General features: G+C 55.6%; 13 protein-coding genes. 7 read left to right on the top strand and 6 right to left on the bottom strand.

What is annotated here, in order from left to right; translation table 11 throughout:
- Window positions 1–27: 27 nt before the first annotated feature.
- From ROI90_RS14855 to ROI90_RS14840, 4 genes are all read right to left on the bottom strand, one after another.
- Window positions 28–588 (bottom strand): flavoprotein, encoded by a 561-nt coding sequence (locus ROI90_RS14855; RefSeq protein ID WP_380230175.1) that lies wholly within the window; start codon window positions 586–588, stop codon window positions 28–30.
- Between the two features lie 128 nt (window positions 589–716).
- On the bottom strand, window positions 717–1,046 hold the full coding sequence (locus ROI90_RS14850) for a DNA-directed RNA polymerase subunit omega (RefSeq protein ID WP_315999141.1): 330 nt from the start codon (window positions 1,044–1,046) through the stop codon (window positions 717–719).
- A gap of 117 nt (window positions 1,047–1,163) precedes the next feature.
- Entirely contained in the window at window positions 1,164–1,991 is an 828-nt protein-coding gene (locus ROI90_RS14845; RefSeq protein WP_315999140.1) for an outer membrane protein assembly factor BamD, read from the bottom strand.
- A 141-nt stretch (window positions 1,992–2,132) separates the two neighbouring features.
- A complete protein-coding gene (locus ROI90_RS14840; RefSeq protein WP_315999139.1) occupies window positions 2,133–3,815 on the bottom strand; it encodes an OstA-like protein in 1,683 nt (560 codons plus the stop codon).
- Between the two features lie 237 nt (window positions 3,816–4,052).
- Here ROI90_RS14840 and tilS point away from each other — a divergent pair, with 237 nt between their 5' ends.
- From tilS to ROI90_RS14805, 7 genes are all read left to right on the top strand, one after another.
- Window positions 4,053–5,381 (top strand): tRNA lysidine(34) synthetase TilS, encoded by a 1,329-nt coding sequence (gene tilS / locus ROI90_RS14835; protein ID WP_315999138.1) that lies wholly within the window; start codon window positions 4,053–4,055, stop codon window positions 5,379–5,381.
- A gap of 202 nt (window positions 5,382–5,583) precedes the next feature.
- Window positions 5,584–5,850, top strand: a complete 267-nt coding sequence (locus ROI90_RS14830; protein ID WP_315999137.1) for a hypothetical protein — start codon at window positions 5,584–5,586, stop codon at window positions 5,848–5,850.
- Between the two features lie 76 nt (window positions 5,851–5,926).
- The gene (locus ROI90_RS14825; protein ID WP_315999136.1) at window positions 5,927–6,751 is read left to right on the top strand and encodes a GLPGLI family protein; all 825 of its coding nucleotides are present in this window, start codon (window positions 5,927–5,929) and stop codon (window positions 6,749–6,751) included.
- Between the two features lie 280 nt (window positions 6,752–7,031).
- Window positions 7,032–7,676: a GLPGLI family protein gene (locus ROI90_RS14820; RefSeq protein WP_315999135.1), complete on the top strand. Its 645-nt coding sequence runs from the start codon at window positions 7,032–7,034 to the stop codon at window positions 7,674–7,676.
- Window positions 7,677–7,723: 47 nt separating this feature from the next.
- Complete coding sequence (locus tag ROI90_RS14815) at window positions 7,724–10,369, top strand: carboxypeptidase-like regulatory domain-containing protein (RefSeq protein ID WP_315999134.1); 2,646 nt, start codon at window positions 7,724–7,726, stop codon at window positions 10,367–10,369.
- 679 nt (window positions 10,370–11,048) lie between these two features.
- Window positions 11,049–11,990 (top strand): malate dehydrogenase, encoded by a 942-nt coding sequence (gene mdh, locus ROI90_RS14810; RefSeq protein ID WP_315999133.1) that lies wholly within the window; start codon window positions 11,049–11,051, stop codon window positions 11,988–11,990.
- Window positions 11,991–12,093: 103 nt separating this feature from the next.
- The gene (locus ROI90_RS14805) at window positions 12,094–12,726 is read left to right on the top strand and encodes a macro domain-containing protein (RefSeq protein ID WP_315999132.1); all 633 of its coding nucleotides are present in this window, start codon (window positions 12,094–12,096) and stop codon (window positions 12,724–12,726) included.
- 27 nt (window positions 12,727–12,753) lie between these two features.
- On the opposite strand, the gene ROI90_RS14800 is transcribed toward ROI90_RS14805, so the two are convergent.
- Entirely contained in the window at window positions 12,754–13,656 is a 903-nt protein-coding gene (locus ROI90_RS14800) for a rhomboid family intramembrane serine protease (RefSeq protein WP_315999131.1), read from the bottom strand.
- A 107-nt stretch (window positions 13,657–13,763) separates the two neighbouring features.
- Entirely contained in the window at window positions 13,764–14,552 is a 789-nt protein-coding gene (locus ROI90_RS14795; RefSeq protein WP_315999130.1) for a rhomboid family intramembrane serine protease, read from the bottom strand.
- Between the last annotated feature and the right edge of the window lie 176 nt (window positions 14,553–14,728).

The raw sequence follows: 14,728 nt of genomic DNA, 5'->3' as shown, positions 1-14,728 counted from the left end.
GTTATTACGGCAATTTCTTGGCGAATTTTAATTCTTCGTTTCTAATTCAAAAAACTGCTCCAACTCCCGCACGATGTCTTCTGGCTCCAGCATGCGGCCGGGGCCACTGAGGCCGCTGGCTAGTTCGCCGGCCGGAGAGTCCCAGACGGTGGTGCCGTATTCACGCAGGCGGCGTAGGTTGGCCTGCGTGGCCGGGTGCTGGTACATATCCAGGTCCATGGCCGGAGCCACAAACACGGGGCAGCGGGCCGAGAGATACACAGCATCCAGGAGCGTATCGCAGAGGCCCCCAGCCAAGTGCGCCAGAGTATTAGCCGAAGCCGGCGCAATTACTAGGGCATCGGCCCATAAACCCAGGTGAACATGGTTGTGCCACTCCCCGGCTTTCTCGTCCCGCAGAAAGCCCTGTAGCACCGGGTTTTTGGATAAGGTACCCAGGGTAAGCGGCGTAACAAAAGCTAGGGCAGACGGTGTCAGAATTACCTGTACCTCAGCACCGGCCTGCACCAACTGGCGCACCAGCAGCGCCGATTTATAGGCGGCAATGCTCCCGCACACACCCACCAGAATTTTGCGCCCTTGCAGCATAGAGTAGACTTTGAAGATGGAGGCCAGCAGTGTCAGAAAGCAGCTGAACACAAAAACGCCATGCCGAACCGAGCAGCTTACTGTGCGGGGTCAGCATGACGTTCTCACGAGAATACTCGGCTGGTAAACTAGCCTTTGGCTTCTTCTTCGGCAGGCGTGCGGAAGTGGATTTTGCCTTCCAGAAACTCTTCTACAGCCAAGTTGGTAGGCTTGGGCAGACGCTCGTAGTGCTTGGAAATTTCGATTTGCTCGCGGTTTTCGAACACCTCTTCCAGGTTGTCTACGGTGGTAGCAAACTCGGCCAGCTTGCCGTTCAGCTCTTCTTTCAGCTTCACGGAAATCTGGTTGGCACGCTTGGAGATGATAGCCAGGCTTTCGTACACGTTGCCGGTTTCAGCCGTGAAATCCGACATATTACGGGTTACGATGGAGGCGGGTACGTTATTGGGAGCTTTCATACTTGAATGTGCTGAATGTGTTTAGATGTGAGTAATGTAAAAAGTCAGTGCGAAGCCTATGGAGTGTGGCGAGTACAAATTCGCCCATTTAACCACATTCTCCCCTCATTTTCACATTTATTTAGCGGCTGTGCCTTCGGCAGGCTTTAGCTTAGCTACTGCGTCGCGGGACTGGTCGTACATGCGCTCCGCCTCCTTTAGGCTTTTGCTTTGGGGAAAAGCGTCAACGAAGTTCTGATAGAAGGCAATGGCCTCCAAGTACCGCTCCCGCTGCTTTTCTTCCACGCTTTCCGTGGCTAAGTCATACTGAGCATTTAGTTTCAGGAAAGCGGCCTGCTCGCCGTAGGCTGAGGAGGGAAACTGCTGCTGAAACTGGGTAAACGCCGTAATAGCCGACTGGAAGTAGCGCAAATCGTAATAGAGACGGGCACCGCGGAAGGCTTTGTTTTCCAGCTTCTTCTGCAGCTCCTGCGACATACCATCGGTTTCGGAGCGGAACTTGCTTTCTGGAAAGCGGTTCAAAAACTCCTGAATTACCTCAATGGCCGTGTAGGTGTTGGTTTGGTCCAGCTGAAACTCCGGGGAGTCGCGGAACAAGGACTTAGCTTGCATGAAAGCCGCTTCCTCGGCCTGTGGGGAGTTGGGGTACGTTTCGTAGAACGTTTTGAAGTAGTAGGCGCTCAGCGTGTAGTTGCGCTGCTGGAAGTTGGTATTAGCAAAGTAGAACTGGGCTTTTTCCGCCTCGGGACGGCCTTTCAGCAGCGGAATCAGCTCCTCTAGCAGGGTACCGGCCTTGAAGTAGTCGCCCTTTTCATAGTACTGAATGGCGGCTTCGTATTTCTTGTTCACGTCGGTGCTCTTGAGCAGCTTTTGGTAGCCGGTGCAGGAGCCGAGCAGCAAGGTGCTCAATAACAGAACAAAGAAAGCAGGACGGAAAGACAGCATAAGGACGCAAAGGTAAGAAGAATCGGTGAGGCAAATCAGTTGTCGGGTATGAGTTGCCAGTTGTCAGAGAAATCAGCCCGTCCCTACTAATCCTGGCGAGAGGTTTCCCGCGCTGGTGGCCTCCGGAATGATCGGCTGGCTTTATTTCCTCGCCGGGGTAGTCGTTGGTTTCGCTTTCGTAGCCGTCGGCTTTCTGGGCGCGGCCTTCTTGGTAGTAGGTTTCTTTTTGGCGGGGGCCACCTTTTTAGCCTTGGTCGGCAAAGCGAAGTGCTTGCCTAACGTTTGGCGGCGGGTAGGGCGTTCCGTGGCGCGCCAGCGGAAATCCTTGAGCTTGGCATCTTCGGGCTTGAGGTCGTTGGGCGGGATGAACTGCGCTTCGGGGTTGGTGAGGAAGCTGATGGTGTTAAGCTTGCCCTCCTGAAACCGCAGCGCCATCGTAGCCGAGAGGCTTTTATTGACGCCCGATACAGCCGTATCACCCTCAAGAGCATAGTAGAGGCTCTCGGCGTTGCCAAGCACATCTATTTTTTTTATCGACTTGTCGCGGAAGTACGCCACCATGTTGCGACCCTTCACCTGGTTGTAGTTCAGCAACGTATCCTGCCCGATACTGAAGGCGTGCCCGAACAGGCGCATCTGGTCAATCTGGCCTTTGCGCTGCTGAATCTGCATGGAGTCGGCGGTGAGCTGGTTGCCCTTGTTCCAGAGCACCGGGTCGTGGCTGAGGTAGATGATGGAATCCTGCCGGTCGTAGGTGAGCGAGTCGCAGCGGCCCTGCAAGTCAGCGCGGAAGATGCGCACTTTGCGGTAGGCGTAAATCACGCCGGCCTTGTTCTGGGGCGGACGGCCCTCCAGGCTTACCAGCGTATCGGCGGCCAGGTAGAGCGTATCCTTGGCGTTGATGTTGCGCATGACGGGCTGGCTGCCGTACACCTTGGCCCGGCCCTGGGCCCGCCAGTACCGCCCCACGTCGCCCCGAATCACGAGGTTATCCTTCTTCGAGGTCATGGATACCCGGCCGGTGGCTACGCCGTACTGCCGGGCTTCGTCGTAGTACAGCTTGTCGCCGCCCAGCAGGTAGTTAGGCGTTTCAATTTTGGCGTTGCGGGCGAAGTTGGAAATCTTGGTGATGGTGTTATAGTTCCCGTTTTCGGCGTAGAGGTTGCCCTGCTTGCCCTTGATGCGGGTGGGCCCGAAGAAGTAGGCAATCTTGCTGACGGTGTTGTACTGCAGCGTATCGGTGTCGATGGTATTTTCCTTGGTCACCAGCTTCACATTGCGCTTGAAGCTGAACACCTTGCTCTGAGTGTTATAGTAGCCGAACTGGCTGTCGAGCGTGTTTTCGGGGTCCTGGAGGTGGCCGCCGGTGCTGTAATAGGCCAGGTTATTGTTCAGGTCGTAGTCGAGTAGCTGGGTGGTGAGGGTCATGCGCGGGTCGCGCATGGTCACGTTGCCGGTCATGCGGGCCTTGCGGGTGTCGCCGTCGTAGGTGCCCCGGTCGCCGGTGATGGTAATGGTGTCGTTCTGAATAATGCGCACGTTGCTGAACGCCTCCAGCGCGTTGCGCTCAGTATATTGATACGCCGAGTCGCAATAGAGCAGCGTAGTGCCCTGGCGGAAACTCACGTTGCCGATCAGCTTTCGGATTTCCACGCCGTTAAAGGTACCGCCAATCAGTTGCTGGGTACCGGGCAGCAGCTCAATACGCTGGCCCTGAACCGGGGCAGGTTGGCTTCCGGGCCGCGCGGCCGGGCGCTGCTGGGCCCACGCCAGGGCCGGCAGGAGCAGCAGCCAGAGAAGAAAAAGAGGCTTCGGAAACGACATTTCGGCGCAAAGGTACAGAAGGGCCGCTGCTAACGGTTTTCTTTGTGGAATAGTACAGGTCTTCTGTTTAGAGCTAAGGCTAGCTCCCCTCCTTGGAAAGGAGGAGCTGGGGGTGGTTGACACTCGTTGAACATCCTTTTTGCTCTAAAAGTAGCCTGTTTATTTGCCATCAACCACCCCCAGCCCCTCCTTTCCAAGGAGGGGAGCTAGCACTTTAGCACTAGATTTCGCTTTCCCATGCTCGACCGGATTCAAGCCTTCATTCAGGAACACGCCCTCTTCTCCCCCACCGACCAGCTGCTGGTAGCCGTCAGCGGCGGCCTCGATTCGGTGGTGCTGGCCGATGTGCTGCACCGGCTGGGCGTGAAATTCGGGGTGGCGCACTGCCACTTCGGGCTGCGGGCCGAGGAAGCCGACGCCGACGAGCAGTTCGTACGTAAGCTGGCCGAGAAGTACGAGGCGCCCTACTTCGTCGAGTTTTTCCAGACCAAGAAGTTTGCCGAGCAGGAAGGCATTTCGACCCAGATGGCCGCCCGGGCTTTGCGCTACGAGTGGTTTGAGCGCATCCGGGCGCAGCAGGGCTACGCCGCCGTGGCCACCGCCCACCACCAGCGCGACACGGCCGAAACCATGCTGCTCAACCTCACCCACGGCACCGGCCTGGCCGGTTTGCACGGCATCCGGCCCAAAACCGGCTACTTGGTGCGCCCCCTGCTGGCCGTGAGCAAGCCCGACCTGTACGACTACGTGGTGGAAAACCGCCTGATCTGGCGCGAGGATGCCAGCAACGACTCGCCGGTGTACCAGCGCAACCGCCTGCGCCTGGAGGTGCTGCCCGTGCTGCGCGACATCAACCCCGGCCTCGACCACACCATGAGCGTAACGGCGGAGCGCGTGGGCGCGGCCGAGGAAATCGTGCGTCGCTACGTGGAGGAAACCGCCGCCCAGGCCCAGCGCCAGGAGCCCGAAGCCACCTACCTCGACATCCGGACGCTCCAGAAAACGGCCGCCACGGCCCTGGTGCTGCACGAGCTGCTGCGGCCCTTCGGCTTCAGCTACCTCGTGACTAAGGACATTGTGCAGAGCTTCGGGGCCGAGCCGGGCCGCCGCTTCGAGTCGCCGACGCACCAGCTGGTGAAGGACCGGGACCAGCTGGTGATTACCCCGCGCAAGCTCCAGCACTTCGGTACCCACCAGCTGCAGGCTGGGCAGGAAGCCTTGAAAATCGACGGCCTGCACCTGCGCACCGAGCTGCTGGAAATACCCGAAGGCTACGAGGTGCCCAAGGGTAAAGCCGTGGCCGCCCTGGATGCCGACGTGCTCAAGTTTCCGCTCACGGTGCGCCCCTGGCAGGAGGGCGACTGGTTTATGCCCATCGGCATGAAGGGCAAGAAGAAGCTCTCCGACTTCCTCATCGACCAGAAAGTCCCCCTCAACCTCAAAGACAACGTGTGGGTGCTGGTTTCCGCCGACGGCAAAATTACCTGGATTATTGGTTTCCGGCCCGATGAGCGGTTTCGGGTGACGGAGAATACGGAGCGGGTGTTGCTGGTGAAGCGGATGTAATATATACATTACTGCATGTCACAAACGGCCGGAGATTACCTGGGCCGACGTGTTGAGCCAGGGCCATACTGGGTTTCCTGACAGTGTTTTACTATATGCTGAATAAGTTATGCCTTATCACAAGCAACGGCATTTTGTCCTTGACTTCTGCTGGATACTACGGGTCATTTGAGACATCATTTCATCTAACCCTTGCAGCATCATGAAAAAAGTTCTTCTAGTGGCCACCCTTCTGGGTGGCGTATCGTTCAGCAGCTTGGCGGCAACCACTCCTCATACAGAGCCGAACGCAACTAAAAGCCCTAACCAAGCTTTTGTTTTATCAAAAGACCTGATAGCCAAAAAAATGCTATATGAATATGCCTATGGTGCCGATGAAATGTGTGGCCGCTCAGGAAAGGCAACTGGTAATTCATGGGATGAGGTCGTTGAACTGCTGAACATGCTCCACGACCAGTATTGCGGTTAATTCAAAAATAATAACTCAAAAACGAGACAGTTAAATATGTTCGCATATACAACTGTCTCGTTTTTCAAATCATGAAATGATGAGAAAATCATTTTTTTTATTTTTTATTATAGCCGTCTTATTTGGTAATTTATGTTATGCTCAGGGGCCACCCATTGACACGTGTAAATTATTAATTACTTATCGTCTTACTTACTATCCTGACTCTACGTCGAATGAAAAAAAAATAGAACAAATGCGCCTTACGATTGGCAATAGTAGCTCTATTTTTGAAAGCATCGGACAGTATAAGAAGGATACAATGAGATTAAATAATCAAAGCAAACCTATTGGAATTGGTGATATGCAGAGATTAGGAAATCAAGCCCTGACCCTAGGAAGAAGTAATTTCAGATATCAAATATACAAAAATACAAATCAACCATTCATATACTATCATGAAAGAATAATGAGACAAAGTTTTTATTATAAAGAATCGAATGACATTATTAAATGGAAAATCACAAACAGTAAAAAAAATATTGCAGGATACTCATGTCAATTAGCAACTACTTTTTTTTCAGGTAGAAATATTGAAGCATGGTTTACCAGGGAGATACCACACGCAAATGGACCTTATAAATTCGGCGGCCTACCAGGATTAATAATAGAATTAAGTGATTCGAAAAGGCATTATTCATTTGAATTTTTAAAATCAGAAACACCTAAAGATAAAATATTAATTTTATCTTATGATGATGCAATAGAAACAACAAAACAAAAATTTAATCAGGCGAAACGTGACTACGAAATAAATCTTTCCGATAAAATTGCTGCGATGGGACACCCTGTTTCACAAGAAGATCGAAAGGATTATAAGGATAGACTTAATAAAAAAAACAATCCTCTGGAGTTGAAGTAATCAGCATACTATCAAATCATTTTCTATGATACATGAATAGTATACATAGATATATCTAACTTGAAAAACAGAATATACATTATGCGTATTTCCAATTTATTGAAAATACGCATAATGTACCTGATTCTTTGAAAAAGCAAATAAGAAATTCATTCACACTTTTTTGCTATTTTACACATGTTTTTCATTGGCACAAACCAATAACAAATCAATAATATGTATCTATACAATTACATATCAAGCAGATTCCACAAATAATAATGATATAAGAAGATAATTAATGACATCAGTTATCAATTCAGACTATTCCAAGTTTGAAAGCAAAAATTCTCACCTGGCAGACTCAATAGTTTTCAGCCCATCATTTGATCAATCATCACTCAACGCTCTGGCAAGTCATAATACTACATTTACTTATAAAATATATAAATACAATAATAATATAATATTTTATTTTGATAAAATAGACCAGAAAATATTCAAGATAAAACAAGATAATATTCCCATGAAATGGACCATACTACCTGAAAAAAGAATAATTTCTGGATATTCCTGTCAGAAGGCTACTACTGAATACGGTGGAAGAAAATGGCAAGCTTGGTTCAGCAAAGAGATACCTACTCCAGACGGACCATATAAATTCAGCGGATTACCGGGTTTAATTATCGAAGTAGCAGCTATCAAGCGCAGCTACAACTTTCAGCTGATAAAGTTAAAAGAAGCCGGTTATAACGGTAGACCAGATCTACCTGTGAATGCTATTGAAACCAGTTTATCTCAATATATCAAAGCGAAATCAGATTATTTCTATAACGGAGTAGGTCAGATGACTAAGCGAAACTCTCCGAATAATTATAATAAAGAAATGGAAGAATATAAACAAAAGCAGGCCAAAAAGAATGATCTTATTGAGCTGAAATACTAGCAATGCGGAAGACGAGGTATGCCCACAGGTATTTCACAGCAGAGTTGTTGCTTGCCGTACTTGGGCTGCTTGTTTTTTCCCTGACGGCTCACGCCCAAACCACGCTCACGGGCACCCTCACCGATGCCCAGCGCCAGCCCATTCCGGGGGCACTGGTGGAGGTGCAGCCGCTGCCGGGGCTGGAGGAGTCAGCGGTGGCCGTGACCGATGAGGCGGGGCGTTTCCGGGTGCCGCTGCCGTTTGCCGCCGACTCGGTGCTGCTGAGTGCCCGCAGCCTGGGCTTTACCGAGCAGACGCGGCGGCTGCGCAACCTCTCGCAGGCCGTGACACTCACCCTGCCTGACAACCCCACCCCGCTCCGGGAAGTGGTGGTGCAGGCCGACGCCATCCGCCGGGAGGGCGACACGCTCAGCTACCGGGTATCGGCCTTTACTGAGCAAAAGGACCGAGTGCTGGCCGACGTGCTGAAGAAGATGCCGGGCGTGGAGGTGGAGGCTGACGGACGCATCCTGTACGAGGGCCGGCCCATTCAGAAGTTCTACATCAACGGGGCCGATTTGTTGGAAAGCCGTTACAGCCAAGCCAGTAACAACCTGCCCGCCGAGGCCGTGCAGGACGTGCAGGTGCTCAAGCGCCACCAGCCCATTGCGGCGTTGCGCGGAGTGCGGCAGTCGGAGCAGGCCTCCCTGAATATCAGCCTGAAGAAAGCAGTAACGGCTACCGGGCAGGGTCGGCTGGGCCTGGGCGCGGCCCCGGTGCTCTGGAACGCCAACCTGGCCCCCATGCTGTTCACGCCCCGGCAGCAGCTGCTGGATACCTACCAGACCAACAACACCGGCCAGGACGTAGCCGCCGAAATAAAGCCCCTGAGTCTGGATGACGTGCAACGGCTGCGGGAGCCGGGGTTCCGCAAGCCCGACCTGACCGGCATTCAGGAGCTGGGGCAGCCCCCGCTGCCGGCCAGTCGCTGGCTGTTCAACCAAGTGCATCTGGTTAGTGCCAACCACCTGGTTCCTTTTAGCAAAGACGCCAATCTGCGCGTGAATGCCTCCTACCTCACCGATGAGCAGCTGCGCCGGGGCAGCACCCGCACCCGCTACACCCTGCCCGACGGCCGCGCCATCACGCTCACCGAGGACAAGCGCAACGTACTGCGGCCCCGCCAGCTGAGTACCGACCTAGCCTACATCCGCAACGTGAAGCAGTATTACCTGAAAAATACGCTCAGCTTTACGGGCAGCTGGGATGAGCAGACCGGCCTGCTCACGCGCAGCGCCGATGCCGAGCCCATCCGCCAGCAGGCCCGCAACCCTTTCACCAGCCTGAGCAACCGGCTAGGTCTGGTGCAGCCCTTGCGCGCGGGCCGGATGCTACAAGTGAATTCGGTGCTGACCCTGGCCGCCAGTCCACAACGGCTAACGGTGGAGCCGGGGCCCCTGCCGGCGGTGCTGGCGGAGGGGCTGCCGTATGTCCGGGCTACCCAGCAGGCCCGGCAGCGCAGCCTGTACACGGCCAACTCGGTGGCCCTGCTGGGAGGAGTCGCCCACTGGCGCTACACCGCCACGGCCGGTTTTAACCAGCAGGTGCAGGGCCTTCGCTCCGACCTCATCCGCCAGCCGGCCCCCGAAACTCCGGCTGACTCCCTGCGGAACCATCTGCGCGCCCACCAAGCCCGGTACTATCTGCAGCCGGCCCTGGAATTTAAAACCGACCGGTGGCGGCTGGAGGCCGAGGCCCCGCTGAGCTACCGCACCCTGCGCGCTACCGATGCGCCCCTGGCGGCCGTCCAACGCCGCCGCTGGCTTACGCTGGAACCCCAGGTTTCGGGGCGCTACGAGCTGAGCGGGCTTTGGCACGCCAAAGCCGGGGCCGACCTTACTACCCCGGCCGGTAGCTTGGAGCAGCTGTACTACGGCTACTTGCTGCGCGACTACCGCACTCTGCAGCGTAACGCCGCTCCCCTTACCCGCCAGCGCATCATCAGCAGCCGGCTGGGCTTCTACTACGAAAACCCGCTGACCTCCTGGTTTTATCAGGCCACCTACAACTTCAGCACCACTACCCGCAACCAGTTGCTGCGCAGCCTAGTATCACCCGACGGTTCGCTTACCACCGTGGCCGTGGCCCGGCGCACGGCGGCCCCCAGCCATACGCTGGCGGCCCAGGCCAGCAAGTTCATCAGCCCCTGGAAAACGAGTGTAACCCTACAGCTGAGCGGCAGCGCCAGCCAGCTGCCCGTACTGCTGAACAACACCCTAACTACCACTCGCAGCCGACAAAGCACGGCGCGCCTGCGGGCCAATGCCTCGCCCGTGGACTGGGCCAGCCTGGAGTACACGGGCCAACTCAGCCTGCTGCGGAGCCAGGTAGGAGAAACAGCCCAGCCCAACACTCGCCTGCAGGAGCACCGGGCCGGGCTGGCCCTCTACCCCACTGAGCGGCACCAACTCCTGCTGGACACCGAGCATTTCCGCAGTGCCGGGGCGGGACCCGCCGTGCGAACTTTCTTTCTGGATGCCACCTACCGCTACACCCTGCCCACGGCCCGCAAGCTGGATGTGGAGTTGAAGGCCAGCAACCTGCTCAATGCCCGCGCCTACCAGTACACGTACGTTTCCAGCTTCGTGCTGGTGCAGAACGAGTACGAGCTGCGCCCCCGGCAGCTGCTGGTCTCCGTACGGGCGTCTTTTTGACATGCCACTTCCGTTCCGAAAACAAGCTTTCGAAGCCTTGAGGGAACGGCAAAAACTGAGTATATACCGGAGGCAAAACCTCGTTTTTCAGTGTCACGAACAGAGGCTTTCTATACTTGACTACTCTTATCCACTGCGGATTATTTGGCTTGGTGTTTCACTTGACCCTTTCAACCGTTGCAGTACCGTCACCGGGCTGCCGCTTGGCCGAGTGCAGTGTAGCTCCCAATCCAGTCCGGAAGCAACTCATTGTGAAGCTGAGCTACAATTGCACTAGTAGCAACACTGGTCCGGTTAAGCCTGGTATCACCACGGCCCGCAGCCTCACTACTGGCCTCGATACGGTTCTGTGGGCGGGCAGTTTTCAGCAGAAGGCGAATGAGCTGCGCGTACCCTGCGCGTACCCTGCGCGTACCCTGCGCGACGCTGGTAGCCGGCTTTTACGAAGTGAAAGTGCAGGCCGGGCAGTTCACGCAGACATTCCGGGTGGAAAAGTTCTGACTTGCCCCTGCCCCCGCGTGGAGCGCGCAGTTCCTGTGACAGGAGGCCCGGCCCACTCCGACTTAGGAACTTCAGACGACTGAGGCCGCAAAAGTCTCTCTTCTCAGTTCTCACCTTCTCACTTCTATACCTTAGCTTTACGCCCAACCCACAAGTTCACACCCAATTCCATCCATCCATGAAAGTTACCGTAGTTGGAGCCGGCAACGTAGGCGCAACCTGCGCCGATGTACTGGCCACCCGCGAAATTGCCAACGAAATCGTCCTCGTGGATATCAAGGAAGGCATTGCCGAAGGCAAGGCCCTGGATATCTGGCAGAAAGCCCCCATCATCGGCTACGACTCCCGCACCGTGGGCGTCACCAACGACTACAGCCGCACCGCCGGTTCCGACGTGGTGGTAATTACCTCGGGCCTGCCCCGCAAGCCCGGCATGAGCCGCGACGACCTGATTGCCACCAATGCCGGCATCGTGAAGTCAGTAACGGAGCAAGTAGTAAAATACTCGCCCAACGCCATCATCATCGTGGTATCGAACCCCCTGGACGTGATGACCTACCAGGCCCACCTCACCTCGGGCCTGCCCCGGGAGAAGGTATTTGGCATGGCGGGCATCCTGGATACGGCCCGCTACCGCGCCTTCCTGGCCGAAGCCCTGAACGTAAGCCCCAAAGACATTCAGGCGGTGCTGATGGGTGGCCACGGCGACACCATGGTGCCCCTGCCCCGCTACACTACCGTGGGCGGCATTCCCGTAACTGAGCTGATCGGCAAAGCCGAGCTGGACGCCATTGTACAGCGCACGGCCGTAGGTGGCGGCGAGCTGGTGAAGCTGATGGGTACCTCGGCCTGGTATGCACCCGGTGCTGCCGCGGCTCAGATGGTTGAGGCCATTGTGCGCGACCAGCGCCGCGTGTTCCCGGTGTGCATTGAGCTGCAGGGCGAATACGGCATCAACGGTGTGTACCTGGGGGCTCCGGTTATCCTGGGCAAAAATGGTATCGAGAAGGTGATTGAGCTGCAACTCAACGACGAGGAAAAGGCACTGCTGGAAACCTCGCGCGGCCATGTGAAAGAAGTTATGGACGCGCTGGACAACATGGGCAAAGCTTCGGCTTAGTTCGTAGTCAGCGCAAACGCAAAAACGGCTGCTCCTTGTGGGGCAGCCGTTTTTGCGTTTGCGGAAAGCTGAGAATGTGTACTTTACCGGGGTAAACTACTCTATGCACTTCTACTTCACTGACACCAACTCCGAAATTACTGACGCCTGGCACCGGGTTTTCGCCGATGTACCCCAGGTAACCATTCGCCACGGCTCCATTTTCGAAGTATCCACCGATGCGCTGGTAAGCCCCGCCAACAGCTTCGGCTACATGAACGGCGGCATTGACTTCGCCATTTCCAAAACGCTGGGCTGGCACCTGGAGAAGGATTTACAGCACATCATCCGAGAGAAATACTACGGAGAGCTGCTGGTAGGCCAGGCCGAAATTCTGCCCACCGGCCACGCGCAGTTCCCCTACCTGATTGCCGCACCCACCATGCGCACGCCCATGACCATCACGCGCGGCCCGAACGTGTACCATAGCATGCGGGCCCTACTGCTCCTGCTGGAGTATGGCCGTATACCCAATGGCCAACTAGTAAAAGAGGTGGTGCAAACAGTGGCTGTACCGGGACTGGGCACCGGAGTAGGCCAGGTGCGGCCGCTGGTGTGCGCCCGCCAAATGCGTATTGCCTGGGAGGACGTGATGCACCAACGGCACGCTACTGTAGGTGGTTGGGAAGAAATGTGCGGTAACTACGCCTACTTCTACACCCACAACGAGTCTGATATCAAGTATCCTATTCCGTAGCTTCTCCTCCTGAAGTGAGAAGAGGCCCTACTTCTGACTGGCGCGGAACAGCTTCTGTTTTTCCTCCTTCGAGAGGCTCTCATAGCCGGAGTGAGAAATCTTGTCCAGAATCAGGTTTATTTCATCTTCACCGGGCAAGGACGTGGCACTGGCCTTGGCTTTGCTGGCAGCAGGGGCGGCTGCCGTGGCCGCTGCGCTGCGGTGCGTAACGCGCAGATTGGGGCGGCCGGTTACCAGACGCACGAAAAAGTCGCCCACGGCCTGCACGGGGCGGCCTAGGTCGCGGCCGGCTTGCAGCTGTTTCACGAACAGGAAGCCAATCAACGCTCCGCCAATGTGAGCTATTCCGCCGCCAGGGTTGCCCTGGTTGATGGCCAGCACCGAAAGCAGGATAACCACCGCCGCAATGTACTTAATGCGCACTGGCCCCAGCAAAAACAGCATGAAAGTGTAATCGGGAAGCAGGGTAGCGGCAGCCATGATGATGGCCGTGACGGAGGCTGAAGCGCCCAGCAGCGGCAGGCCCACCATGGGCTGCAGGGTTGGCAGCAGGTTGAAGCTCAGCAGAAAAAGTACTGCACCAGCCAGCGCACCCAGCACGTATAGGCTCACCAGCCGCCGGTCCCCCAAATACTCCCGCACCAATGCCCCGAAGTAGTACAGGTTGAGCAGGTTAAAGAGGATGTGCCAGAACTCCAGGTGGGAAAAAGCATACGTCAGCAGCGTCCAGGGGTGGCGCAGCAGGCTGGGCAGGTCGGAGGGCAGCTGAAACTGCCGGGCTACATTGAGAAAGTACGCCCCCACGCCCGAAAGGCTCATTATAGCCTTGGCCAAGACCAGAAACACGAATACCAGCACGTTCAGCAGCAGCAGTTTGTGCAGGGAGTTGTCGCGGCTAAACGCAGTTCGGATATCGGTAATGATGCTCATGTGCGTGGTGGGGCGGGTGAAGGAAGTACGGCCAGGTAGGCAGCAGAGTGGAGGGAAATTTCCACAATTTTCGGGCAAGGTGTATTAGCCAGCCCCAGCCGGGCGCGCTAATACAGACGGGTGCGGTTACGCTGCCAGATCTGCAACACAATGAATCCGACCAGCATTCCACCCAGGTGCGCAAAGTGGGCGATGTTGTCGCCGGGCAGGCGCCGGATGCCGAAGAAGAACTCGTAGAGGCCGTAGAGAATCACGAAATACTTGGCCTTGATGGGTATTGGCAGCGGAAACACCATCAGGGACGTATTCGGGAACAGCATCCCAAAGGCAATGATAATTCCGAACAAGGCCCCCGACGCGCCCACCATCGGGCCGTTCAAACTACCCTCGTACAACGCCTCGAACCGTCCTAGCACATTGTTGATGACGTACGTATCATTGGGATTATCATGCAACTTCACCGCTGACGACTCATAGGTCTTGGCCAAGTCAGGCAGGTTGGTTTCAGCGAAGTTCATCAGGTTTACGCCCGTGGGCTCCTGCCGGAACGCCTCCAACTGCTGGCCCATACGGTGCACCTCGTAGGTGCGCAGCCCATTGTAGAGCACGCCCGCGCCCACCCCGCAAATCAGCCAGAACGTCAGGAACCGTTTGGCGCCCCACCGCTCTTCCAGCAACGGCCCCAAAGCAATAAGGCCAATCATGTTGGAGAAGATATGGCTCCAGTCAGCAGTAGCATGCATAAACATGTACGTCAGAAATTGCCAGGGCCAGAACATGGGTGACCCAATAGGATACAGAGCCAGAAGGTCGAGGTTCAGCAGGTATTTGCTCGCAATAAACACCACCACATTGGCGATGAGCAGGTTGCGAACCATGGGGGTAAACTGAAACATAGGGAGGTTGTGCGGGCGAAGAGGGAGTTGCGAAAGTGAAGCTACGCAGATACCGCTGGAATAGATAAGCTGCCTCCCGGGCAGCTGTTGAGTTAGCTAGCCTACCAGTAGATCTTGCATTGGCCCGGTTGTAGAGAAAGGGCGGCGACTGGCCCACCGGCTGGCCGCCGCCGGGC

Source organism: Hymenobacter endophyticus (assembly GCF_032464715.1).
In the GTDB taxonomy this organism is placed as follows: Bacteria; Bacteroidota; Bacteroidia; order Cytophagales; family Hymenobacteraceae; genus Hymenobacter; species Hymenobacter endophyticus.
Note: the sequence above shows the minus strand (reverse complement) of the source record. Positions and strands in the feature narration are given on the sequence as shown.

Bases quoted from the DNA above. Each gene is read 5' to 3' on its own strand.
- ROI90_RS14800 (WP_315999131.1), bottom strand. From the start codon at position 13,656: ATGAGCATCATTACCGATATCCGAACTGCGTTTAGCCGCGACAACTCC.
- tilS (WP_315999138.1), top strand. From the start codon at position 4,053: ATGCTCGACCGGATTCAAGCCTTCATTCAGGAACACGCCCTCTTCTCC.
- mdh (WP_315999133.1), top strand. From the start codon at position 11,049: ATGAAAGTTACCGTAGTTGGAGCCGGCAACGTAGGCGCAACCTGCGCC.
- ROI90_RS14855 (WP_380230175.1), bottom strand. From the start codon at position 588: ATGCTGCAAGGGCGCAAAATTCTGGTGGGTGTGTGCGGGAGCATTGCC.
- ROI90_RS14840 (WP_315999139.1), bottom strand. From the start codon at position 3,815: ATGTCGTTTCCGAAGCCTCTTTTTCTTCTCTGGCTGCTGCTCCTGCCG.
- ROI90_RS14795 (WP_315999130.1), bottom strand. From the start codon at position 14,552: ATGTTTCAGTTTACCCCCATGGTTCGCAACCTGCTCATCGCCAATGTG.
- ROI90_RS14805 (WP_315999132.1), top strand. From the start codon at position 12,094: ATGCACTTCTACTTCACTGACACCAACTCCGAAATTACTGACGCCTGG.
- ROI90_RS14820 (WP_315999135.1), top strand. From the start codon at position 7,032: ATGACATCAGTTATCAATTCAGACTATTCCAAGTTTGAAAGCAAAAAT.
- ROI90_RS14845 (WP_315999140.1), bottom strand. From the start codon at position 1,991: ATGCTGTCTTTCCGTCCTGCTTTCTTTGTTCTGTTATTGAGCACCTTG.
- ROI90_RS14825 (WP_315999136.1), top strand. From the start codon at position 5,927: ATGATGAGAAAATCATTTTTTTTATTTTTTATTATAGCCGTCTTATTT.
- ROI90_RS14830 (WP_315999137.1), top strand. From the start codon at position 5,584: ATGAAAAAAGTTCTTCTAGTGGCCACCCTTCTGGGTGGCGTATCGTTC.
- ROI90_RS14850 (WP_315999141.1), bottom strand. From the start codon at position 1,046: ATGAAAGCTCCCAATAACGTACCCGCCTCCATCGTAACCCGTAATATG.